The 21,650-nt window shown below is 68.2% G+C and carries 19 protein-coding genes; 15 read left to right on the plus strand and 4 right to left on the minus strand.

Translation table 11 applies throughout. From position 1 onward, the window contains the following. Positions 1-2: 2 nt before the first annotated feature. Positions 3-1,115, minus strand: a complete 1,113-nt coding sequence (locus VHD82_RS08575; protein ID WP_325699180.1) for an acyl-CoA dehydrogenase family protein — start codon at positions 1,113-1,115, stop codon at positions 3-5. A 267-nt stretch (positions 1,116-1,382) separates the two neighbouring features. Between VHD82_RS08575 and VHD82_RS08580 the strand changes: the two genes are divergently transcribed. The 6 genes from VHD82_RS08580 (at position 1,383) to VHD82_RS08605 (ending at position 8,520) form a co-directional block, all read left to right on the plus strand. Then, the gene (locus VHD82_RS08580) at positions 1,383-2,759 is read left to right on the plus strand and encodes an MFS transporter (RefSeq protein WP_325699183.1); all 1,377 of its coding nucleotides are present in this window, start codon (positions 1,383-1,385) and stop codon (positions 2,757-2,759) included. A gap of 36 nt (positions 2,760-2,795) precedes the next feature. Continuing rightward, positions 2,796-3,566, plus strand: a complete 771-nt coding sequence (locus VHD82_RS08585; RefSeq protein ID WP_325699186.1) for an IclR family transcriptional regulator — start codon at positions 2,796-2,798, stop codon at positions 3,564-3,566. A 171-nt stretch (positions 3,567-3,737) separates the two neighbouring features. After that, on the plus strand, positions 3,738-4,679 hold the full coding sequence (locus VHD82_RS08590) for a zinc-binding dehydrogenase (protein ID WP_325699189.1): 942 nt from the start codon (positions 3,738-3,740) through the stop codon (positions 4,677-4,679). A gap of 39 nt (positions 4,680-4,718) precedes the next feature. Beyond that, on the plus strand, positions 4,719-5,255 hold the full coding sequence (locus tag VHD82_RS08595) for a hypothetical protein (RefSeq protein WP_325699192.1): 537 nt from the start codon (positions 4,719-4,721) through the stop codon (positions 5,253-5,255). Positions 5,256-5,287: 32 nt separating this feature from the next. Next, the gene (locus tag VHD82_RS08600) at positions 5,288-6,100 is read left to right on the plus strand and encodes a hypothetical protein (protein WP_325699195.1); all 813 of its coding nucleotides are present in this window, start codon (positions 5,288-5,290) and stop codon (positions 6,098-6,100) included. Between the two features lie 605 nt (positions 6,101-6,705). Further along, positions 6,706-8,520, plus strand: a complete 1,815-nt coding sequence (locus tag VHD82_RS08605; protein WP_325699198.1) for a helix-turn-helix domain-containing protein — start codon at positions 6,706-6,708, stop codon at positions 8,518-8,520. Here VHD82_RS08605 and VHD82_RS08610 read toward each other — a convergent pair. The 3 genes from VHD82_RS08610 to VHD82_RS08620 all read right to left on the minus strand — a co-directional run bounded on the left by VHD82_RS08610 (position 8,488) and on the right by VHD82_RS08620 (position 12,138). Further along, a complete protein-coding gene (locus VHD82_RS08610) occupies positions 8,488-9,663 on the minus strand; it encodes a CaiB/BaiF CoA-transferase family protein (protein ID WP_325699202.1) in 1,176 nt (391 codons plus the stop codon). The genes VHD82_RS08605 and VHD82_RS08610 overlap by 33 nt on opposite strands. 208 nt (positions 9,664-9,871) lie before the next feature. Further along, a complete protein-coding gene (locus tag VHD82_RS08615; RefSeq protein ID WP_325699205.1) occupies positions 9,872-11,500 on the minus strand; it encodes an NAD(P)/FAD-dependent oxidoreductase in 1,629 nt (542 codons plus the stop codon). An 83-nt stretch (positions 11,501-11,583) separates the two neighbouring features. Then, positions 11,584-12,138: a cupin domain-containing protein gene (locus tag VHD82_RS08620; RefSeq protein WP_325699209.1), complete on the minus strand. Its 555-nt coding sequence runs from the start codon at positions 12,136-12,138 to the stop codon at positions 11,584-11,586. 148 nt (positions 12,139-12,286) lie between these two features. On the opposite strand from VHD82_RS08620, the gene VHD82_RS08625 reads away from it, so the two are divergent. From VHD82_RS08625 to VHD82_RS08665, 9 genes are all read left to right on the plus strand, one after another. Continuing rightward, positions 12,287-13,513: a cytochrome P450 gene (locus VHD82_RS08625; RefSeq protein WP_325699212.1), complete on the plus strand. Its 1,227-nt coding sequence runs from the start codon at positions 12,287-12,289 to the stop codon at positions 13,511-13,513. Beyond that, positions 13,510-14,607, plus strand: coding sequence for a hypothetical protein (locus VHD82_RS08630; protein ID WP_325699215.1), 1,098 nt, complete (start codon positions 13,510-13,512; stop codon positions 14,605-14,607). Before VHD82_RS08625 ends, VHD82_RS08630 begins: the two co-directional genes overlap by 4 nt. Before the next feature lie 125 nt (positions 14,608-14,732). Further along, positions 14,733-16,301: a class I adenylate-forming enzyme family protein gene (locus tag VHD82_RS08635; RefSeq protein ID WP_325699218.1), complete on the plus strand. Its 1,569-nt coding sequence runs from the start codon at positions 14,733-14,735 to the stop codon at positions 16,299-16,301. Then, positions 16,283-17,107 carry an enoyl-CoA hydratase/isomerase family protein gene (locus tag VHD82_RS08640; protein WP_325699221.1) on the plus strand — a complete coding sequence of 275 codons (825 nt, stop codon included), beginning with the start codon at positions 16,283-16,285 and terminating at the stop codon, positions 17,105-17,107. The genes VHD82_RS08635 and VHD82_RS08640 overlap by 19 nt, the downstream gene beginning before the upstream one ends. Before the next feature lie 15 nt (positions 17,108-17,122). Continuing rightward, on the plus strand, positions 17,123-17,929 hold the full coding sequence (locus tag VHD82_RS08645) for an SDR family oxidoreductase (RefSeq protein WP_325699224.1): 807 nt from the start codon (positions 17,123-17,125) through the stop codon (positions 17,927-17,929). Next, on the plus strand, positions 17,926-18,954 hold the full coding sequence (locus VHD82_RS08650; RefSeq protein ID WP_325699227.1) for a phosphotransferase family protein: 1,029 nt from the start codon (positions 17,926-17,928) through the stop codon (positions 18,952-18,954). The genes VHD82_RS08645 and VHD82_RS08650 overlap by 4 nt, the downstream gene beginning before the upstream one ends. After that, positions 18,948-19,406: a hypothetical protein gene (locus tag VHD82_RS08655; protein WP_325699230.1), complete on the plus strand. Its 459-nt coding sequence runs from the start codon at positions 18,948-18,950 to the stop codon at positions 19,404-19,406. Before VHD82_RS08650 ends, VHD82_RS08655 begins: the two co-directional genes overlap by 7 nt. Then, entirely contained in the window at positions 19,396-20,340 is a 945-nt protein-coding gene (locus tag VHD82_RS08660; RefSeq protein ID WP_325699233.1) for a PDR/VanB family oxidoreductase, read from the plus strand. The genes VHD82_RS08655 and VHD82_RS08660 overlap by 11 nt, the downstream gene beginning before the upstream one ends. A 436-nt stretch (positions 20,341-20,776) precedes the next feature. Then, entirely contained in the window at positions 20,777-21,466 is a 690-nt protein-coding gene (locus VHD82_RS08665; protein WP_325699238.1) for an alpha/beta hydrolase, read from the plus strand. Positions 21,467-21,650 lie beyond the last annotated feature (184 nt).

Here is a 21,650-nt window from a genome sequence, read left to right on the forward strand (position 1 = left end):
TCTCAGATCCCCATCCGCCGCGCGACGAGTTCCCGGTGCTCGTCCGGGGTGCCGAACAGCGCGGCATTGCTCTTGGCCCGGCGGAAGTACAGGTGCGCCGGGTGTTCCCAGGTGAAGCCGATTCCGCCGTGCACCTGGATGGTGTCATAGGCGATCCGCACGAACGTGTCCGAACACAGGGCTTTGGCCATGCTCGCTTCGGCCGCGGCCGCCGCCGGATCGGTGCCGGCGAGCTCGGCCACCCGGTACACGGCGGCCTTCGCCAGTTCGGCCGACATCAGCATGTCGGCGAGTTTCTGTTTGATCGCCTGGAAACCGCCGATCGGTTTGCCGAACTGCTCGCGGGTACGCGCGTACTCGGCGGACATTTCCACCAACCGCAACGCGCCGCCGACGTCCTCCGCTGCCAGTGCGAGCGACACCAGGTCGAGCGTGCGCTCCAGGGCAGGCAAGGCCGCCCCCTCTTCGCCGAGAAGCTCGGCGGGCGTGTCCGCGAGCACGATTCCGGACAGTCGTCGCGTGTGATCCATCGTCCGCATCGGCGACACGGCCAGCCCCGCCGCCCCCTTGCGGACCGCGAACACGCTCACGCCCGCCGGAGTGGCCGCGGTGACGAGCAGGACATCGGCGATACCGCCGTCGAGCACGTAGAACTTCTCGCCGGACAGCCGCCACCCGCCGTCCCGGCGTTCGGCCGCCAGCCGGACCGTGCCCGGGTCCCAGCCCCGCGAAGTCTCCGCGAACGCGGCCGTGGCGAGCACCCCGCCGGCACACACCTCGGGAAGTAGCTCGCGAGCGGTGTCACCACCGCATTCCAGCAGCAGGTTCGCCGCCAGTACCGCGCTCGACAGCCACGGGCCGCCGAGCAGCGCGCGCCCTGCTTCCTCGGCCACGATCGCCATCTCGACCTGCGAAAACCCGGATCCGCCGTATTCTTCGGGGACCGCCAGCCCGGCCAGCCCCAGCTGGCCCGTCAGCTGCTCCCAGACGGCCTTGTCGTAGCCATCCTCGGTTTCCGCCAGCCGCCGCACCTGGGCCTCGTCCGACCTGTCCGTGAAGAACCGCCGGAGGACCCGGCGCAGCTCGTCGCGCTCCTCGCCGAATACCGATGCCACGCCCGATCCGTCCTTCCCGCCGATGGGAACCTAATGGTTTGACCAATAGGCTAGACTCGGCCCCGGACGAGGTCAAGCACCGGAAGGCAAACCCCGATCGGCGCTTGACAGGCGCGAAGCGGGAGGCACAATGGACAACCATTCCGGGCTCCCGGAATACTCGCCGAATCCGTCTCCCCGGTGTCCACTGTGGATCTATCCGGCGCGCGGATCCGTTGATCGGCAGCGTTCATTCCTGACCATTGAGTGCACAACGAGGTGTCGCACATGGAAAGCACGGCCGGATCCGCACGCCCGAACCCGGTGGACATCAGCAGGGTCCGCCGGGCGGGCGCGATCGGGAACTTCATCGAGTACTTCGACAACGCCCTCTACGGCATCTTCGCGGTCACGATCGCGAAGCTGTTCTTCCCCAGCTTCGACCCGGTGGTGGCACTGCTGTCCACCTTCGCCCTGTTCGGCGTCTCGTTCGTGGTCCGGCCGGTCGGCGCGATCGTGTTCGGCCACATCGGCGACCGCTGGGGCCGCAAAACGGTGCTGATCAGCTCGATCCTGCTGATGAGCATCGCCACCACGCTCGTCGGCCTGCTGCCGACATACTCCACCGTCGGCGTACTGGCGCCGGTCCTGCTGTTGGTGTGCCGGCTCTGCCAGGGTTTCTCCACCGGCGGCGAGTCGACCACGGCGCTCGTGCTCGTCGCCGAGCATTCACCGGTCCCCGACCGCGGCCGCAACGTCGCACCGCTCATCTCGGCCACGATCCTGGCGAGCGTGATCGCCTCGCTGACCGCCATGATCGTGAGCCTCGCGATCCCCGCGAGCGCGCTCAGCGGCGGATTCTGGCGGGTGCCGTTCCTGCTCGCCGTCCCGCTGGGCATCGTCGGTCTCGTGCTCCGGCTGCGGGTCGACGACGCCGAGGTCTACAAGTCCGCCGCCGAGGTCTCGGCCGTGATCGGCAAGCAGGACAGCGAGCGGCGGGCGCCCCTCGTGCAGGCCTTCCGCACGGCCAAAAAGTCGATGGTGATCCTGTTCCTGTGGGTCGCGCTGCAGGCGACCGCGGGGTACATCACCGTCAGCTACATGGCGACCCATCTGATGCACTTCGACGGGCACAGCATGGTGAGCACGTACGGGATCATCGTCGTCGCGCTGGGTATCGCCACGGTCGCGATGCCGGTACTGGGCAGGCTCACCAGGCGGATGAGCCGCAAGACGTTCGCGATGGCGATGTGCGCCGGACTCGTCGTCTTCAGCTATCCGGCGTTCGTGCTGCTGGGCAAGGGCGCCGTGGTGGCGGTCGCCGGGCTGGCGGTCTTCGCCATCCTCCAGTTCGGCACGATGATCAGCTCGGGACTGGCTGTCGTGGAGTTGTTCCCGGTGGACGTCCGGGCGACCGCGGCCGCGCTGCCCTACGCGCTCGGGTTCGCCGCGTTCGGCGGCACCGCGCCGTTCGTGTCCACCTGGCTGGCCGCGGAGTTCTCCCCCACCGCGCCGGCGTTCTACGTCATCGGACTGGCCGTGATCGGGTTCTTCGTCGGCTGGCTCGGGCTGCCCGACGCCCGCGAGATGGCCGTGCTCGCCGACGGCCGGACCGACCTGCGCGTGGGTCAGGTGCCTGGTGAAGACCGGCGAACACCCGCATGATCGGTCTCGCAGGAGAAGCCCGGAGGTGAGCAGGCAGTGCCAAGGACGGATGGCGAGTCACTGATCAGCCGTGTCGCGCGCGTGCTGGAGGCGTTCGACCGGAACACCGAATCGGTGTCGCTCAGTACGCTCGCCAACCGGACCGGGCTGCCGTTGCCCACCACGCACCGCCTGGTCACCGAACTGGTGCGCTGCGGGCTGCTCGAGCGCAACGGCACCAAGGACATCAGGATCGGCCTGCACCTGTGGGAGCTGGCGGGCCAGGGCAACCGCGGCCTGGACATCCGGGACGCCGCCCTGCCGTTCATGATCGACCTGCGCACCGCGATCCACGAGATCGTGACCATCTCCGTGCTCGACCAGGGATCCGCGCTGTTCCTGGAGCGCCTGGCCCCGGCGGCGACGACACTGGTGGCGGGCCGGATGGCGGAGCGGCACCAGCTGCACGCGTCGTCGTCCGGCCTGGTGCTGCTGGCCTTCTCCTCGCCGGACTACCAGGAACAGGTGCTGTCCGGCCCGCTGGAGAAGCTCACCGACGAGACCATCACCGACCCCGGTCAGCTGCGCCAGCTCCTGGCCGACATCCGGCGGCGGCGGATGGTCTACGTGCCGGGGATCGGCACCAAGGACTGGAGCGGAATGGCGGTCCCGGTCACCGGCGCCGGGGGCGAGGTGGTGGCCGCGCTCAGCGTCGTCTACCGGCGCGGTACCGAACGCCCGCTGGCTCACGAGCCCGCGATGCACACGGCGGCCGCGGGCATCTCACGGGTGCTCGCCCAGGGCCATCCCTGGGCGAGCCACCCGTGACCGGCCGGGAAGGGAGAAACCGGTATGGCCCGCGAAATGTGTGCATTCCCACCCGTTCGTGACCGCCTCAGGATACGGTTCTCCTTATCGGGCAGGGATATCGTGGAATCATACCCGGCACGATCGTCCACAACGGACTTGTCGCCGGGACAGTGAAAGGAAGCGATATCCATGCGCGGCTGGCAGTTCACCGGTGTCGGCGAACCACTTCGACTCAAGGACGACATCGCCGATCCCGCACCGGGGCCGGGTGAACTCGTCATCGACACGGCCGCCGCCGGGCTGTGCCACAGCGATCTGAGCTACCTCGACGGCACACTGTCGTCTTTGCTCGGTCCGGCACCGATCGTCCTCGGCCACGAATTCGCCGGCACGGTCGCGGAAACCGGCGACGGCGTGACCGGGTTCAAGGTCGGCGACCGGGTGGCGGTCAATGCCGACACCGACGGCCCCGGCACCGCGATCGACGGTGGTTTCGCCACGAAAGTGCTTGTGCGGGACTGGGAAGCCGTGCACATCCCGGAGGGTGTGTCGTGGGAGCAGGCCGCACCGGCCACCGACGCGGGCCGCACCGCCCACCACGCCGTCTTCGGGATCGGCGAGGTCACCGAGGGCACCCGGCTGGGCATCGTCGGCTACGGCGGCCTCGGCTCGCTGGGCGCGCTGATGGCCAAGGCGAAGGGTGCCGAGGTGTTCGTCGCCGACGTCAGCGAGCAGGCCCGCGCCAGCGCGACACAGGACGGCGCCCGCAAGGTGGTCACCGATGTGCGAGAGCTGGCCGGCGACGAGCTGGACGTCATCATCGACTTCGCCGGTTTCGACACCACCACCTCCGGCGCGATCGCCGCGGTCCGCAAGCGCGGCCGCGTCGTCCAGGTCGGACTCGCGAAGCCGACGGTCACGTTCGACGTCCAGGACCTCGTGCTGCGCGAGGTCCAGTTGCACGGTTCGGTCACCGGAACCACCGAAGACCTCGCCTCGGTGCTGCGGTTCATCAAGGACGGCGCCATTTCGTCCCGCGTCGAAACGCTCACGTTCGATCAGATCGGCGACGGCTACGACCGCATGAAGCGCGGCGACTACCACGGCCGCCTGGTGGCGCTGTTCGAGTAGCCCGCATCAGCCGCGGCGAAGGCCGACCGTCGCCCCGAGGTGGACAGCACCGCCCGCGGTGCCGTCACACCCGGCGCACGAATGCCCCTTGCCGCAGTGCGGAAACAGGCTGATGCCGGTGCCGGCGTCCTGCACTGGGTCAGCCAGACCGTCCATCAATACCTCATCCCCGCGACACGAGCAGGTGTCAAAATCCCCGTCGCCGACAATGGCAAGATCGGCCGCATCCACGTCGCGGTCCGGCAACAGATCCCCGGAAATGGCTGCATGTGGTGCAACGGCCTGATCAATCCGACCGAGCTGGCCCTGGACATGCTCCCCGACGGCGTCCGAAAGCACGCCCGCTACCTCGACGAGATCCCCGCACCCAGCGTGATCGCACTCAACAGCCTCGCGGCCGGCGAAGCCGTGAACCAGTTCGTGTTCGCCGTCGCCAACCTCCACACCGACGAGGACGAACACTCGCTGCTGCACTTCCCCCGCACGGGCCAACGAATCCCGCAGCAATCGTCCCGCAACCCGGGCTGCGCCACCTGCTCTAACAGCGGCCTGCTGGCCCCAGGCTCAAGCGGCTGAACGAGCCCAAACGAAGCTGGCCGACCCCGGCGATGAACGAGCGCCGCGAGCCCGCCCCACCACTGTCACATTTTCCGGCCTTGCCGCGACACGATCTGCACGGGAGAAAGCAGAAAGGGACCACCTCGCGGATCGTGTTCATCGACGACAGCCAACAGCAGGACCCGCCGCGGCAAGGGCTTGGGCACCTGCTGGCGGTCGGAGCCGTCGGCTTTCCCGCCGAGCAGCTCGCCGGTTACACGGCTGACCTGGACACCATCCGCGAGGAGCTCAGCATTCCGGCCGACGAGGAGCTGAAGTGGGCGCCGAGCAAAGGTAGCTACCTCAGTGGCCGATGGGAAACCCTGCGGGATCTGCGGACAGAGATGCTGCACGCCGCCGCTCGGCGAGACGTCAAGACCATGGTCGTAATTCTGGACCGCTCCGCTCGATACGCCGACCGCACGCAAGCCGGGGCCGGTGCTGAAATCCTCAAATGGCTCTACGAGCGTGTGAGCATGCACCTTGGCGATCTCGGTCAGCTCGGCATCGTGATCGCAGACAAACCAGGAGGCGGAACGTCCGAAGAAAACAAATGGCTGAGTGCCTCGCTCGACCTGACCGACTACGGCACCGAATACGTCAAACCGGACCGGATCGTGACTGCCCACCGTCACCACGTCCGTCATCTGCAACTAACCTCGTTGTCGCCGCCACAACCGCTGCCTACGCGGGCCGTCCGAGAGCCCTCGACCTCGTTCCACTACTCAGGCCACTTATGCACCGGCACCGCCTCGGCTACGTCAACGGCGCCGGGAACTTCGCCCCAAGGCCCTGCCGAGGAACCGCACCAGACCTTGCGCTAGCTGGCAGTCAGGTCGTCCCGATAGCCCGGCCGCAAGGCCATCGCGAACCACAGGGCCAGCAGGGCTTCGGCACCTCGTCCGGCTCGGCCTCGGCCTTCCGCGGCAGGTGTCGCCGGCACCAGCCCGAGATCGGGTGACTTCGCGGCGTTCCCAGCACTTCATCGCGTCCGGGTCGGGCGGAGGCGTCTCACCATCCTCATCGACCTAGGGGCACGAACGGCGGTAGATGATCACGGCGGGTTCCGACTCGGCCCTTTGCCGGCGCAGAAGTACAGTTTTCCTTCGTCATCGTGCACCGGTGGGACCAGTGGCGCTTCGCCCTCGCGGGCGGACCGTGACGATGTCGCGGCGGAACTCCTCCGGACAAGGCTTCGGCATGACAGACATCCTTCCGTTGTGGACGCGGCTCCAAAAGTGGCGGCCCGCTGTTGTCCATCACTCGTTGCCGCGGGCGGCGTGGCCACCTAGCGTGGTGGGCGACCTGCCAACGGAGGCTCGAGCACGACATGGACGCGGTTGACCAAGGCGAATCGACACCAGCTGGGTCGCCAGGCGACGCGAATCCTCCATCGGAGGCCGTCGGCGGACCCTGGGGTGAGGACAAGGTGCTCGCCGCGTTCCGGAGGCTGGCCGGTGCCCTGGCGGAAGAGCAGGAGCTGGACACCATCCTCCACCTGGTGGTCGACACGCTCAGTGAGCTGACCGGTGCCGACCGGTGCAGCCTCCACCTGCGTGATCGGGAGACCGGCCTCTTCCATGGCAAAGTGGCCCACGCCGCGTCGGACATCGACGTCCCGGTCAGACAGCTGGTCAGCGGCATGCCGGGTGATGACTTCACCCGCGAGATCCTCGAAACCGGCCAGCCGGTGATGCTGACCAACACGCTGATGGACCCGCGGCCGGTCCACTCGGCGATGCGTCGCTGGCGGGCACGCTCGGTCCTCGGCGTTCCCATGCGGCTCCGCGGCGAGGTCATCGGGATCCTCTGCCTGGACAGCGAGGACACCGCGATGGAGTTCTCCGCCTCCGTCCAGGAACTGGCCCTGTCGTTCGCCGAACTCGCGGCCACCGCCATCAACCAGGTCCAGCTGACCACGCAATTGCGCGACAGCCTCCGCACGCAGGCCAGGCAGCTGGAGATGCTGCAGCGGGCCCGGCGCATGGAGGGCCAACTCGCAGACATCGCGCTGAGTGGCTGGGGCGTCCGGGAGCTGGGACAGACGGTCGCCGAGCTGCTGTCGAAGCCGTGCGCGGTCTACGACGCCGACTTCCGCTGCCTGTCCTGTGCGGGGGCTCCGGACAGGCTGCAGACGAGGCTCCGGTCGCTGGGCGAGACGCGGCACGATCCGACCGTGGAGCCGTTCCTGGAGCCGTTCGTGGAGGGGCTGGAAGCGGGACGCCCGCAATGCCTCATGCCGCTGCCGCAGATCGGCATCAACCACCGAATGCTGCTCACCGCGATCGAGCTCAACGGGCAGCGCCAGGGTTATCTTCTCGTCGTCGAAGCCGCCGGCCGGTTCGGGCCGCTCGACGAGGTCATATCCCGGCGAGCGGCCCACAACATCGCCCTCGAGCGGTCGCGCAACCGGCTCGACCAGGACCGGGAATGGCACGCCGTCGAGGCGCTGGTCGGAAGCCTGATCCGCGGGGAGGGACAGCTCGACGACCGAGCTCGCTCGCTGGGGGTGGACCTCTCCGCCCGGCGCGTGGTTTGTCTCGTCGCACAACGGGACTGCGTTTCGGGCAACCGTGTCACGCCGCGACAGGTTGCCCAGATGCTGACGGACCGGGAGTCCCCGTCGAGCGTGCTGGCCGCCTGGTCCGGTCTCGACATCGCCGTGATCATCGAGGTGCCCCATGAGCACGACCGGCGCAGGGCGATCGAATGGGTGCGAGCGCGGCTGCGGGCCCTGCTGACCGAGCTGAGTCCCGACGGCCAGCTCTGTGCCGCGATCTCGACGGTCGTCGAAGCGCCCGGCGACGACCATCGGGCGCACCGGGAAGCTCAGCAGGTGCTGAAGTGCATTCGCGAGCACCTCTCGGACGCCGAGCTGGGCCTGCTCGCCGCCGACGATCTGGGAGCCGCCCGCCTGCTCCTCGCGTCGACCAGCCGTGACGAGGCGCGCCAGCTCGTCCTCGACACCTTCGGCCCGCTGCTGGGGGATCCGGACGCCAGGTCCGCGGCATTGCTGAGCACGCTCGAGCCGTTCCTGCGCCTGACCCGCAGCGTGCGGGACTGCGCGGACGAGCTCGGTGTCCATCCCAACACGGTCCGCTACCGGCTGGGCAACATCGAGCGGCTCACCGGTCTGCAGATCACGACGAACGACAGCGACTACCTCACCGCGGAACTCGCGATGGCCGTCGTTCGCCTGCGTGGTGGCCCGTCAGCGGTCGCCGGGCTCGGGTACATCGCCTGAGCCGTCCCTGACGAGCTGTGGTGTGTCGATCCCCAGTTCGGCGCGCACGTCGGCTGTTTCGTCGTCGGACGTGGTGCGGGTGATCGGCTCGAGTCGCGACCGGCTGAAGCGGGGCGCGGGGGACGGAAGCACGTCGCCGCCGACCCGGGTGAAGACCCCGCGTGCCACGTTGTGCGGGTGTACAGGAGCCTCGGACATGGTCAGCACGGGCGACAGGCACACCCCGGCGTGCTCCGCGAGAGCACACCAGTCCGCCTGGGTGCGCTGCCGGAACGCGGCCGCAAGCCGCTTGCGCCACCACGGCCAGTTTGCCCGGTCCCACCTGTCCACCGGCTCGTCGTGCAGCCCCAGCATCCGCACGAGCGGCTCCCAGAACCGATCCTCCACTGCGCCCACGGCGACCAGTCGGTCGTCCGCGGTCTCGTACACGTCGTAGAAGGGCGCGCCCGAGTCGTTGAGGTTGCTGCCGCGCTCCTCGACCCACCTGCCTTCGTTGCGCAGGTCGTGGCTCATCGTGCTGAGCAGGGCAGCGCCATCGAGCATCGAGGCGTCCACGACCTGGCCCGTGCCGGACGAGCGCGCCTCCAGCACGGCCGAGACGACTCCGAGAGCCAGGAACATGGCGCCGCCACCGTCGGCCAGGAGGTTCATGGGCGGAAAGGGGAGCGTCCCGGCTCGCCCGAGGTGGGCGAGGACCCCCGAGACGGCGAGGTAGTTGATGTTGTGGCCGGGCTCGGAGGTCAACGGCCCGGTCTGGCCCCAGCCAGTCATGCGACCGTAGACCAGGGCGCGGTTGTGAAGCGCGCAGTCCTCCGGTCCGAGGCCGAGACGCTCCGTGGACCCGGGCAGGAACCCTTCGATGACCGCGTCGACGCGGCTGATGATCTCCAGGGCCATGGCGCGACCCCCGTCGGACCGCAGGTCCAGCCGCACACGTCGCCGCCGGCGGCCCAAACCGGCCTCCGACAGCGGCGTGATGTCATCAGCGCGCCGGGGTCGATCGATCGAGATGACCTCAGCGCCCAGATCCCCGAGCAGCATTCCGCAGAAGTGGACCGGTCCGCGACCGCCGAGCTCGAGAATGCGGACTCCACGCAACGGACCCACGGCATGTTCCTCCGGATGATCGGTGGCGAGCAGCACAGCAGGGTCCGTCGCCGCCCGCTGACAGGTACTCACGAAAGTTAGCGCCCGCTCCCGGCAAATCCTCGATCGACGCCGGACGGCGACTTGTTCGACCGACCAATCCAACCCGCTCTTGGTTTGGTGACCAGACGTGCAGAGCACTGTGCCCGCCCGGGGTCGTCACCTCGGACGGGCACAGGCTCGTTCACAAGTCGTGGACGCGCGGTCAGGCCGGCACGTGCGACCTGGTGAAGTCGAAGCCGGGCAACCCGGCGTCGACTTCCTTGTCCACCTCGGCACGATAGGCCGCCAGGCCGCCGAGATAGCACAGCGTGCTGGGCTTCTTGCCTGGCACGTTCGCCCCGAGGAACCAGGGCCGGTCACCCATGCCCTGGGGTAGGAGGGTGGCGGCGAGGATCGCGTCGCACTGGTCGGACCACGCCTGGGCGGCTTCTTCGGTGGCCTGCACCCGCTCGGAGCCGTCCTGCAGAGCACGCCTGAGCACGTTGCCGATCAGCTCCACCTGCGTTTCGATCACCGGCGGGTGGCTCGCGAACGGTGCCTGGGGCCCAAGGATCGCGAACAGATTCGGGAATCCCGGAGACGCCAGGCCGAGCAGCGCTTTGGCATCCTCGGCCCACTGCTCGGCGATGGTGCGATCGCCGACGCCGTGTACGTTCATCGCGGCCAGCGGCCCGGTGATCGCGTCGAAGCCGGTCGCGTAGATGATCACGTCGAACTCGTACTCCGCGGTGCCCGTGCGCAGCCCGGTCGGCGTGATCTCCTGGATCGGGTCCTCGCGAACGCTGACCAGTTTCACGTTGGGACGGTTGAAGGTCTCGTAGTAGAAGTTGGCCAGTGGAGGCCGCTTCCCGCCGATCGGGTGTGTCTTCGGGCAGAGGAGCTCGGCGGTCTCCGGATCGTTGACGATCGCCCGGATCTTGCGCCGGACGAATTCCGAGGCGGCGTCGTTGACCCGCTGGTCGACCAGCATGTCGTCGAAGGTCTCGAAGATGTAGTGGAACCCGCCTGCTTCCCAGCCTGCCTCCAGCACCCGCTCGAGTTCCTCGTCGGAGACCTGTGAGCCGAGGCGGTTGGCCGGATCCATTGGGAAGGCGAACACGTGGTTGAACGTCTTCTCCCAGATCCTTTCGAAGTCATGCCGCAGTTCCTGTTGCTGCTGCGGGCTGAGCGCGTGGTTGCGCCCGGGCAGCGCGTAGTTCGGCGTCCGCTGGAACACGGTCAGGTGCTCGGCGACCCGGCCGACCTCTTGGATCACCTGGATGCCGGACGCTCCGGTGCCGATGACGGCCACGCGCTTGCCCGTGAAGTCGACGGGCTCCTTCGGCCACTGCGATGTCACGTAGGACTCGCCCCGGAACGTGTCCATCCCTGAGAACGGCGGCTTGTAGGCGATGCCGAGCCAGCCCAGCCCGGTGATCAGCCACCGGCAGGTGATCCGCAGCCCGTCCTCGGTGGTGACGGTCCAGCGGTTGGTCGCCTCGTCGAAGAGGGCGCCGTTGACGCGTGTCGAGAAGCGGATGTGTTTGCGCATGTCGTGCTTGTCGGCCACAGCTCGCAGGTACTCGAGCACGTCGGCCTGGGCGGTGTAGCGCTCGCGGAAGTTCCACTGCTGCCACAGTTCGCGGTCGAACGAGAAGCAGTACGCCCAGCTCTCGGTGTCGGTGCGTGCGCCCGGGTACCGGTTCCAGTACCAGGTGCCTCCGACGTCGTCGCCGGCCTCGAAGACCTGCATGCTCAGGCCGAGCTCGCGCAGGAGGTGAATCGTGCGAAGTCCTGCGAAGCCCGCACCGACGACGACGGCATCGACGTCCGGGAGTGTTTGCGTAGGCATACGCGCATGTCCTTTCGTAGGTCCACGCTGACGGTGGGTGAGCCGCCCGGACGGGCGGGATGGGATGCGGAAACGGCTGCCGGTCAGGCCGGCTGCTGAACGTCCAAGATCACGTAGGCGAGCGTGGCCGGCACATTGCCGTGGTTGCGCCACCCGTGCCGGGCGCCGTTCTGCACGACGCAGGATCCCGGGGGCAGGTGGACTTCCTTGCCGTTGTCGAGTTCCACCCAGAGGTCGCCCTCGACGACGATCACGTAGTCGACGGTTTTGGTCTGGTGCATCCCGGGCGCATCGGGCTCGAACGCGCCGAGCAGGCCGGGGACCTTGGCCTCGGCCTCGGCGACCTGGCTGTCCAGGTCCGCCGCGCCGTCGGCGGGTTCGGACGATCCGGCGTCCTGCTCCGGGGGCAGGCGGAACAACCCGAAGCGCGTTCCGCCGGGCCCCGGGAAGAAGGTGGCGTTGTCCGGCTTGGGGTCGCTGAGGGGGCTGCGCAGGGGGCCTTCGGTTCCCCAGACCTGGAACATCTGGACCCCCGGCATGATCGCCAGCTCGACAGGCTGCAATGGGGCGTCTTCATAGGCGATGGACTGCCCGGAGTCGTCGACCCCGGTGACCACGCGCTTGATGGAAATTGTCATGGCGGCACTGTGACAGTGATCGCAGTCGACGGGGAGCGTCGCTCGCGGAGCGATTTGTACGGCGCTCCAGACGGAGCGCCTCACAACCGTCGAACCGCCTGCCGTGCGGACGTAGTCTCGCGCTTCCCGAAGCACCTGGAGAGTTTCGATGGAAACCGTGTACGACCCGACCGATCCCGCCCACCTGCGGGACCCCTACGCCACCTTCGCGGACATGCGCGGAGCAGGCGGTGTGCACTGGTGTGAGCCGCTTTCCGGATGGATCGCCCTGGACTGGGCGAGCGTCCAGACGGTGATCACCACGCCGAGGGTGTTCTCCGCGAACCGCCTGCTGCCGGTCCATGAACGCCTTTCCGAGGACAAGCGCGCCACCGCCGCGGACGTGCTGCGCTGGCTTTCGCTGTGGATGGTCTTCCAGGACCCGCCGAACCACACCCGCCTGCGCCGTTATCTCTCGACTGTCATCAACCCGCGCATGGTGGAGTCGTTGCGGGCGTCGATCACCGACATCACCGCGGACCTGTTCGACGGCCTGCCCAAGGATCGTCCGATCGACTTCTTCACCGAGGTCGCGCTCACCCTGCCCGGGTACGTCGTCATGGACCTGCTCGGCGTGCCGCGCGACCGGCTGGCTGAGGTCAAGCAGTGGTCCGACGAGATGATGCTGTTCATCGGCAGCTCGCGCGGCGTCGAGAACAAGTACGAGCGGGCACGGCACGGCGCCTACTCGATGGCCGAACTGTTCCGCCAGCTGATCGACGAGCGGCGCTCGCACCCGAAGGACGACGCGCTCACGCGCATGATCACCACGGAGGTCGACGGCGAGACTCTGACCGAGGACGAGCTGATCGCCAGCATGATGATGATCGGCAACGGAGCGCAGGACACGACCGCACACCTGCTGACCAACGGTCTGATCGCGCTGCACCAGAGGCCGGAGGTGGCCGCGAAGCTGACGGCGGACGTCGACGGGCTGATCGTTTCGGCGGTGGACGAGTTCCTCCGCTTCGACTCGCCGGTGTTGTCGACCGGGCGTTTGGTGGCCGCCGACACCGAACTGGGCGGGCAGCAGCTCAAGGAGGGCGACCGGATCTTCGCGATGCTTGCCGCGGCGAATCGTGACCCGGCCGTCTTCGACTCGCCCGACGAGATCGTCCTGGAGGGCCGGCCCAACGGTCACCTCGCCTTCTCCAAGGGGGTGCACTTCTGCCTGGGCGCGCCGCTCGCTCGGCTTGAGGGCCAGATCGCCTTCAGGCACTTGCTCGAGCGGTTCCCCGGCCTGCGGATCGCCGAGCCACTGGAGACGATCCCGTGGAGCAACTCACTGGTCAGCCGTGGCCCGCTGCGGTTGCCGGTTGTGCTGGGGGGCGAGTGAACGTCGGCCTTGTCCCGCGCGACGACGCGTTCGTCCACATCAACCCCTACCCAGTCGCGCACCCGGCGGCTCCGCCGTCGGCCGATCCCCGCTTCTTCGAGCGGTACTGGAACGTGTGGCACGACGACACGGGAGACCTGCTGCTGGCGGTGGGCGGCACGTGCTACCCGGCTCTGGGCCGGGTCGAGTCGTACGCCATCGTCAATTTCCGCGGCGACCACCGCTCCGTGCGCTCCTACCGGCCCTTGTCGTCGGATCCGGCCGACCTCGCCGTCGGTCCGATCCGCCCGACGATCGTGGACGGGCTGCGCCGCTGGCGGCACACGCTCGAGCACGGCGAGTGGGGCTGTTCCTACGAGTTGGAGTGGATCGACACGCGTCGCCCGACCTACGGCGCCGCGTGGGGGCCGGAACCGCCGCCCGGTGCCGGGGAACGGCAGGTGACGGCCGGATTCGAGACCTTCGGCCAGGTCCGCGGCTGGGTCCGGATCGGAGACACCCGCATCGACTGGTCACCCGGCCTCGCGCACGGCACCCGGGACCGGCACTGGGGTGTCGGCCGGGGGGTGGGTGGCCCGGCGCTCAACGGCGGCCGCGCCCACCGGCCTGGCTGGAAGGGCGGGATCTGGATCGATCTCCACGATGTCGGACTGTGGGGCAAGAAGCTGCTCTACGGCTTCGACGATCCCCGCCCCGGCCACGGCGCCGTCCGCGGTATCGAGCGCCGCCTGCGGTTCGAACCGGATACCCACCTGTTCGTCGAGGGGCTGATCGACCTGACCTTCGACGACGGCCGGCGCCGCTCCCTGCACTTGCGGCGACTGGGCAACCAGACCGCGTTCATGTGCTGTGGCTTCTACGGCGGCACCCCGGACAAGGGGCTGCACCCGGGCGAGTACGGCGGACCGGAGCGGACCGAATGGGACCAGTTCGACGTGACCGATTCCCGGGTCCGTCTCGCCCTCAGGGGCCTGGACGAGCACCACTGCGTGGTCACCGACGGTGACCACGTCACGACCGGCATCCTGCAGCCGGTCGAGCCTGACGTCTACGAGGCCTGCCTGGCCGGGAAACCGGGGTGGTCGCTGTGGTGACCACGAGGTTTGGAACCGCGAACAGGACACCACCGGGCTCGGCCTTCGTCGCGGACGCTGATCCTGGTTACCGTCCTGTTCCACCACGCGCGTGTTCGCGCAGTTTCGAGAACCGGAGTGCATCCATGAGCCTGAAGTACGACTTCTCGTTGATGTGTCCCGACGTGATCGCGCACAACGCCCGGGTGAGCGCCGAGGACATCGCGGTCGTCTGCGAGGACGAACGCCTCACCTGGCGGGAGCTCGACGAGCGGACCAACCGGTTCGCGAACCTGCTGCGAGCCCAGGGACTCGGCAAGGGCGACAAGGTCGCGCTGTTCCTGCCGGCCTCGCTCGACGCCTTCATCGCGTTCTGGGGAAGCGCGAAGGCCGGCTGCGTCACGGTGCCGCTGAACGTCATGCTCGACGGTGACTCGCTGGCCCGCCTCGCCGGCGACTCCGATGCGGTCGTCATGATCGCGGGCCCCGAGACGGAGCCGACGCTGGACGCGATCCGGGAACAGCTGCCGCTGATCGACGACTCGCGCTGGTTCACCGCCGGCCCGGGGCACGATCGGTGGCGCTCGTTGCGCGACCTGCTCCCCCAGTTCCCGACGACGCCGTGCGGCGTGAAGATCGATCCCTTCGACATCATCACCATCCTCTACACCTCCGGGACCACCGGACATCCGAAGGGCATCGAGCACACCCACGTCAGCCGGATGATGTACCCGTACGGCTTCGCGATGGGGCTGAAGATCGACCGCTACTCCGTCGCGGTGCTGGGCACCCCTCCCTACGCGTCGGGCACCTGGATCACCATGATCCCGACCATGTACCGGGGCGGCACGGTGGTCATCCTGCCAAAGTTCAGCCCCGAGGCGTTCCTCGCCGCGGTGGAGCGTGAACGAGGCACGCACGCCTTCCTGGTCCCCACGCAGTGGATCGCCATCCTCGCGCACGCCGAGCGGGCCAAGTACGACGTGAGCAGCCTGCGCTGCATCGTCACTTCGGGCCAGCCGCTCGCCGAGAAGACCTACCACGCACTGGAAGAGGCGATCCCCAACGCCGGCATTCACGAGGTCTACGGGTTCTCCGAGGGGTTCGCGACCCTGCGGCTGCCTGAAGACGCCGTGCGCGGCAAGCGTTCCTCTGTCGGCAAGCCCCTGATGCTGGAGGACATTCGCATCGTCGACGAGGCCGGCGTCGAGGTGCCCGCCGGGGAGAGCGGCGAGATCGTCGTGCACTCCATCGGCATGATGACCGGCTACTACAAGAAGCCCGAACTGACCGAGGAGGCGACCTGGACAGCGCCGGATGGGCGCAGCTTCATGCGTACCGGGGATATCGGTCACTTGGACAAGGACGGGTTCCTGTTCGTCTCCGGGCGGCTCAAGGACATGATCAAGTCCGGCGGGATCAACATCTTCGCCGTCGACATCGAGCAGGTGTTCATGCGGCACCCGGACGTCAGCGAAGCCGCCGCGATCGGGGTGCCACACCCCAAGTGGGGAGAGACGCCGCTCGTGATCGTCATCCCCACCTCCGGCGCCGAAATCGACCCGGAACAACTGCGGCACTGGGCCAACGAACGGCTGGCGAAGTACCAGCGCGTCAGCCAGGTGCTCGTCCGTGCGGACCTGCCGCGGGCGGTCTACGGCAAGGTCGCCAAGGCCGAGCTGCGCAAGGAGTTCGGATGGGGAAAGGGACTGTGACCGACGTGAAATACCCCGACTACGAAAGCCTTGAGCTGGACTGGCCCGAGCCGCACGTGCTGCGGGTGACCCTCAGCCGCGGGAAGATGAACTCCTTCGACTTCCGGATGCACCGCGAAATCAGCTCGATCTGGCGCCTGATCGACGAGGACCCCGGCGTGTCGGCCGTGGTCCTGGGCGGCAAGGGCCGCGCCTACAGCGCCGGCGGCGACTTCGACATGGTCCAGCGCATCATCGACGACTACGACTTCCGCTGTCAAATGTGGAAGGAAGGCCGCGCGCTGGTGCAGAACATGCTCGACTGCGGCAAACCCATCGTCTCGGCGATCAGCGGTGCGGCAGCGGGCGGGGGACTGGCCACCGCCCTGATGGCCGATGTCAGCGTTGCGGGCCGGACGGCCAAGCTCGTCGACGGGCACACCACCCTGGGCGTCGCCGCCGACGACCACGCCGTCGCGATCTGGCCACTGCTGTGCGGGCTGGCCAAGGCCAAGTACTACTTGATGACCAGCGACGTGATCACCGGGGAGGACGCCGAGCGGATGGGCCTGGTCACGTTCTGCGTCGACGACGACCTGGTGGACGAGCGGGCACTGCAGATCGCCACGCGGCTGGCGCGCGGGGCGCCCAGCGCGATCCGCTGGACCAAACAGTCACTGAACAACTGGGTGCGCGCGGCCTGGCCCTCCTTCGAGGCATCCCTCGCGTTCGGGATCCTGGGCTTCACCGGACCCGAGGCGAAAGAGGGGCTGGCCGCACTGCGCGAGAAGCGCACGCCGAACTTCGAGCAACGTTCCTACATCTGAAGGCGAGAGTTCTCCATGTCCAACACCGCGGTCACCCCTCCGGACCGGCCCACGATCCCCCTCGACGAGCGCACCTACATCGTCACCGGCGCCGGAGGTGGCATCGGCGGCGCGGCTGTCGCGAGACTGCTGCGGGCGGGATCGAACGTCGTGGGAGTCGACCTGAGTTCCCGGCGCCTCGCCGGAACCGTCGAAGCCACGCGCGACCTGCCCGGAACCCTGCGGACGGTCAAGGTCGACGTGACCTCCGAGAGCGGCGCCGCCGAAGCGATCGACTTCGCCCTGAGCCAGTTCGGCTCGGTGCAGGGTGTCGCCAACGTCGCCGGCGGCATGGTCAACATCAATCGTGACGTCTACGACGTGCCGTTGGAGTCCATCTCACTTGACGGCTGGCAGCAGATGTACGCCCTCAACATCAACAGCGCCTTCCTCATGTGCCGCGCACTCGAAAAGCACTTCATCGCCCAGGGCTACGGGAAGATCGTCAACGTCGCCTCGCTGGCCGCCTTCGCCAATCGGCTCGAACTCGGCAACGCCGCCTACAACTCCGCCAAGGCCGCTGTCGTCGCGTTCACCCAGAGCGTGAGCATGCAGCTGGGCCGTCAGGGTGTCCGCGCCAACTGCATCGCGCCGGGTCTGGTACTGAGCGACCGGGTACGGCAGTGGATCGACGACGGCTACCTCAACCGGCACCTCGCCTACACCGCTCTCGGCGACGTGGCCCGGCCCGACGACCTCGGCGAGGGGATCGCCTTCTTCCTGGAACCCCAGTCGGACGCCATCACCGGCGAGACGTTGCGCGTCGCTGCGGGAGTCCGATGACTGCCCCGACCCTTGATTGCGCCGACCCGGCCACGCTGGCGGCCCGAGTGGAGGACCTCCTGCGGGCGCGCGTTCCCGCGGCACGGGATGTCACCGTTTCGGATCCGGTGCGCGTCTTCGGCGGGAACGCGCGTATCGCGTGGGCCTGTGATGCGACCTGGACCGTGGAGACGTCCCCAGCGGATGCCCCCGGCGGAAAGCACGAGGAGCCGCTGATCCTCCTGATCAGGGCGGCCGGCTCACAGGTCCAGACCGACCCGGCCCGTGAGTTCGCGGCTCTGGACGGTCTGGCCGAGCGTGGTGTGCGAGCTCCGAGGGTGTGGGCACATGACCCGGACGGACGTGTGTTCGGTGCGCCCGCGGTTCTGCTGGAGCGTCTACCGGGCGGTGCGGATGCCGTGGAGTACCTGTCCGCCAATCCCGCACTGGGCCGCGCGCGAACCCTGGACCTGGCACGTGCGGCCGCCGAACTGCACATCGCGACCCCGGCCCCGCGACCCGACGAATCGCAGCTGACCTACTGGCGAGAACGATACGAAGACAGCCGGCTCGAGCCGTACCCGGCCCTGACCTGGTTGTTCGACTGGCTGGAGGACAACACGTCCGAGCCCGAGCACTTCGCGCTCGTACATGGCGACTTCCGTCCGGGCAACGTCCTGTACGCCGGTGAGCGGATCGTGGGCCTGCTCGACTGGGAGATGGCGCACGTCGGGGACCCGGTCGAGGACATCGCGTGGGCCTACCACGCGCTGTGGAGCCCGGAGCGGTTCGTGCCGATCGAGGATTTCGTCGCCGCGTACGAAGCGGCTGGAGGCCCACCGGTCACCGAGGCCAGGCTCCGGTGGAACCGCATCTTCTGCGAGGTCAAGTACGCCACCATCAGTCTGCAGGCGGCCCGTTCGTTCCTCGACGGGCGCAGCCGGAACCTGCGGCTGATCGACAGGGCCCGGACTGTGATCCCGTCCATCCAGGCGTGCCTGGGATGGATCGCCGCTGCCGGGCATCAGGAGGTGCGGCCATGCTGAGGCCGACGCCGGGCGAGCTGCTGGAAGGGCTGCGCCGCGAGCTGCGCGAGGAGGTCCTGCCCGCTGTGCCGGCCGGAGCCGCGGCTCGTCAGCTCCGCGCCGCAATCCATGTCCTCGGCAAGCTGGCACAGACCTGGGATCTGCAGCACCGGTATCTGGAAGCAGACAACCTCGACCTCGACGTGACCCTGGCCAATCTCGCCCGGATCGCGCGCGTCGAGCGCGCCAAAAGGCCAGTGGGGCAAGGAGTTCGGTGCCCCGGCGTGTCGGACCGTGCGTTGAGCGATCTCATCGCCCGCAACGAGTCGCTGCAGCACGAACTGGAACTGCTGCAAGCCCGGTACCGGGCCGCCGGAGACCCGCACGACGAATTCGAACGCGTCCTGTTCGAGCTGCACCACCGCAGGACGAATCGTGCAGCCGCCGCATCGGGAGTGAGTCATGACGGATGAGATTCGCGAAGTGGTCGTCACCAGCCGGGTCGAACACGCCCGCGACGTGGTGGGGTTCACCTTTGCCGATCGCTCGGGGAACGCCCTTCCGGACTGGCAGCCCGGCGCTCACATCGATCTCCTGCTGCCGGACGGCCGGGTCCGCCAGTACTCCCTGTGCGGGAGTGAAGACGACGGAACGTGGCACATCGCCGTCCGCAACGCTCCCGACGGACGCGGCGGTTCGGCGTGGATCCACGACAACCTGAACCAGGGTGACGTGGTCCGCGTCCGCGGTCCGCGGAACAATTTCCCGCTCGTCAGCGCGCCACGGTACGTGTTCGTCGCCGGCGGGATCGGCATCACACCGATCATCGCCATGCTCCGGGAGCTGGAGCGCCGCGGTGAGCGGAACTGGCGGCTCACCTACGGCGGCAGGTCGCGCGACTCGATGGCCTTCCTCGCGGAACTCGAAGGCAGGGCCGATCAGGTGACCATCGCGCCGCAGGACGAGACCGGGCTGATCGACATCCCCGCGGCTCTCGGACAGCCGCAGATCGGCACAGCCGTCTACTGTTGCGGGCCTGAACCGCTACTCAAGGCAGTGGACCGCGCGTGCCGCTCCTGGCCGCCAGGGACGTTGCGGTTCGAACGCTTCACCCCGGTCGAAACCGACACCTCCGGTGACGAACCGTTCGAGGTCGTGGCCGAGCGCTCGGGCGTGACCGTGACGGTTCCGCCCGGAGTCTCCATTCTCGACGCGCTGGCGGACCAGGGCATCCACGTCGCGACCTCCTGCGGCGAGGGCGTATGCGGCACCTGCGAGACGAAGGTGCTCGAGGGCGAGGTCGACCACCGGGATTCCTTGTTGACCGAGGACGAGCGAGCCGCGAACAACGTGATGATGGTCTGTTGTTCCCGTGCCCGTTGCCCGAGGTTGGTCCTTGACGTGTGATCAGCGGTCCGCACGGATGTGTCCTCCGAGGATGATGCGCGCGCCCTGGTGGCTCAGACCGTCGACATGTTCGGCGGCATGCAAAGGCGCGTTCAACAACGCCGGCATCGGGCCCGGACACCGGGCATCGCCGGAGCAACGGTGCTTGCGCACCCGAGTGTGCTCGGGCGGGTCCTGGAACACCATCCCGGTGGACAGCCAGCGCGACACGTCGGCAGGCCTGCGCAGCTGAGTGCGGAGTGAATCGGTCTCGAAGTCCGGTCGTTGGACGGCGCCGGCATCTCGCCCGTCGGTTTTCTGGAGGAGCGCACAAGCTCCACCCCGATCGAAACTTCGTCCCGTGGCGCACCCTGCGACGATCGCCCCACGGCCGGACACGGGGGGCGCTGCACCTCGCTTCCGGCGACCTTCCACTGACGTAAGGAGAAAGAGCCACATGAGCAAGCCGGTACTGCTCGTCCACGGTGCCTTCATGGGGGCCTGGGCATGGCGGAACGTGATCGACGCACTGCGCGAGCGCGACGTGTCCGCGACGGCGATCGACCTGCCGAGCCAAGGCCCGCAGGGGTCGCTCGCGGCGGACGCCCAGGCGGTTCGCGACGCGCTGGCGAATCTCGGTGAGCCCGCTGTCCTGGTGGGGCACTCGTACGGGGGCAACGTGATTACGGAGGCCTCGGCCGACAACGATACGGTCGCCCACCTCGTTTACGTGTGCGCGGCTTTGCCGCAGGAAGGAGAATCCGTGGGCGCGATCATGGGGCGCGACCCCGAACCCAGCCAGTTCGCCACGGCCATCCGCCCTGACCAGGACGGCACCGCGACGCTGGATCGCGCGGGCGCGAAGACGTTCGTGTACAACGATGCCACCGACGAGCAGGCAGCCCCGGCGCTCGACTCGCTGGGTACGCACGCTCTGGTGACCTTCGAAGAACCCGTCACGAAGCTCGGTTGGACACAGCACCCGTCAACGTACGTTCTCTGCACCCAGGACAAGGCGTTCTCACCAGCACTGCAGCGCGAGTTCGCCAGCCACACCACCACCGTGGTAGAGGTCGACTCCGGACACGGTCCGATGCTCACCCAGCCCGGGAAACTGGCGGAAATCATCGTCGCCGCCGCGGGCTGACACCGCGGCTCCGGCGCCCCGGAGCGTCCTCACACAGCAGAGCCCCCTCGCTCCGTGGCGGGTTCTCGGGGTCCTGGCAACACCTGATGGTCTGGATGGTTGTCAGTAGATCACGTAGACGCTCGGCTGGGGTTTTCCAGCCGAGCGTTTTGCGTGGACGGCGGTTGAGTTTCTGGGCGATGTG

The organism is Amycolatopsis sp., from assembly GCF_035546795.1.
In the GTDB taxonomy this organism is placed as follows: domain Bacteria; phylum Actinomycetota; class Actinomycetes; order Mycobacteriales; family Pseudonocardiaceae; genus Amycolatopsis_E.

Excerpts from the sequence above, each read along its gene's own strand:
- VHD82_RS08580 (WP_325699183.1), top strand. The coding sequence starts at position 1,383 with ATGGAAAGCACGGCCGGATCCGCACGCCCGAACCCGGTGGACATCAGC.
- VHD82_RS08590 (WP_325699189.1), top strand. The coding sequence starts at position 3,738 with ATGCGCGGCTGGCAGTTCACCGGTGTCGGCGAACCACTTCGACTCAAG.
- VHD82_RS08600 (WP_325699195.1), top strand. The coding sequence starts at position 5,288 with ATGAACGAGCGCCGCGAGCCCGCCCCACCACTGTCACATTTTCCGGCC.
- VHD82_RS08615 (WP_325699205.1), bottom strand. The coding sequence starts at position 11,500 with ATGCCTACGCAAACACTCCCGGACGTCGATGCCGTCGTCGTCGGTGCG.
- VHD82_RS08620 (WP_325699209.1), bottom strand. The coding sequence starts at position 12,138 with ATGACAATTTCCATCAAGCGCGTGGTCACCGGGGTCGACGACTCCGGG.
- VHD82_RS08625 (WP_325699212.1), top strand. The coding sequence starts at position 12,287 with ATGGAAACCGTGTACGACCCGACCGATCCCGCCCACCTGCGGGACCCC.
- VHD82_RS08635 (WP_325699218.1), top strand. The coding sequence starts at position 14,733 with ATGAGCCTGAAGTACGACTTCTCGTTGATGTGTCCCGACGTGATCGCG.
- VHD82_RS08640 (WP_325699221.1), top strand. The coding sequence starts at position 16,283 with ATGGGGAAAGGGACTGTGACCGACGTGAAATACCCCGACTACGAAAGC.
- VHD82_RS08645 (WP_325699224.1), top strand. The coding sequence starts at position 17,123 with ATGTCCAACACCGCGGTCACCCCTCCGGACCGGCCCACGATCCCCCTC.
- VHD82_RS08650 (WP_325699227.1), top strand. The coding sequence starts at position 17,926 with ATGACTGCCCCGACCCTTGATTGCGCCGACCCGGCCACGCTGGCGGCC.
- VHD82_RS08655 (WP_325699230.1), top strand. The coding sequence starts at position 18,948 with ATGCTGAGGCCGACGCCGGGCGAGCTGCTGGAAGGGCTGCGCCGCGAG.
- VHD82_RS08660 (WP_325699233.1), top strand. The coding sequence starts at position 19,396 with ATGACGGATGAGATTCGCGAAGTGGTCGTCACCAGCCGGGTCGAACAC.
- VHD82_RS08665 (WP_325699238.1), top strand. The coding sequence starts at position 20,777 with ATGAGCAAGCCGGTACTGCTCGTCCACGGTGCCTTCATGGGGGCCTGG.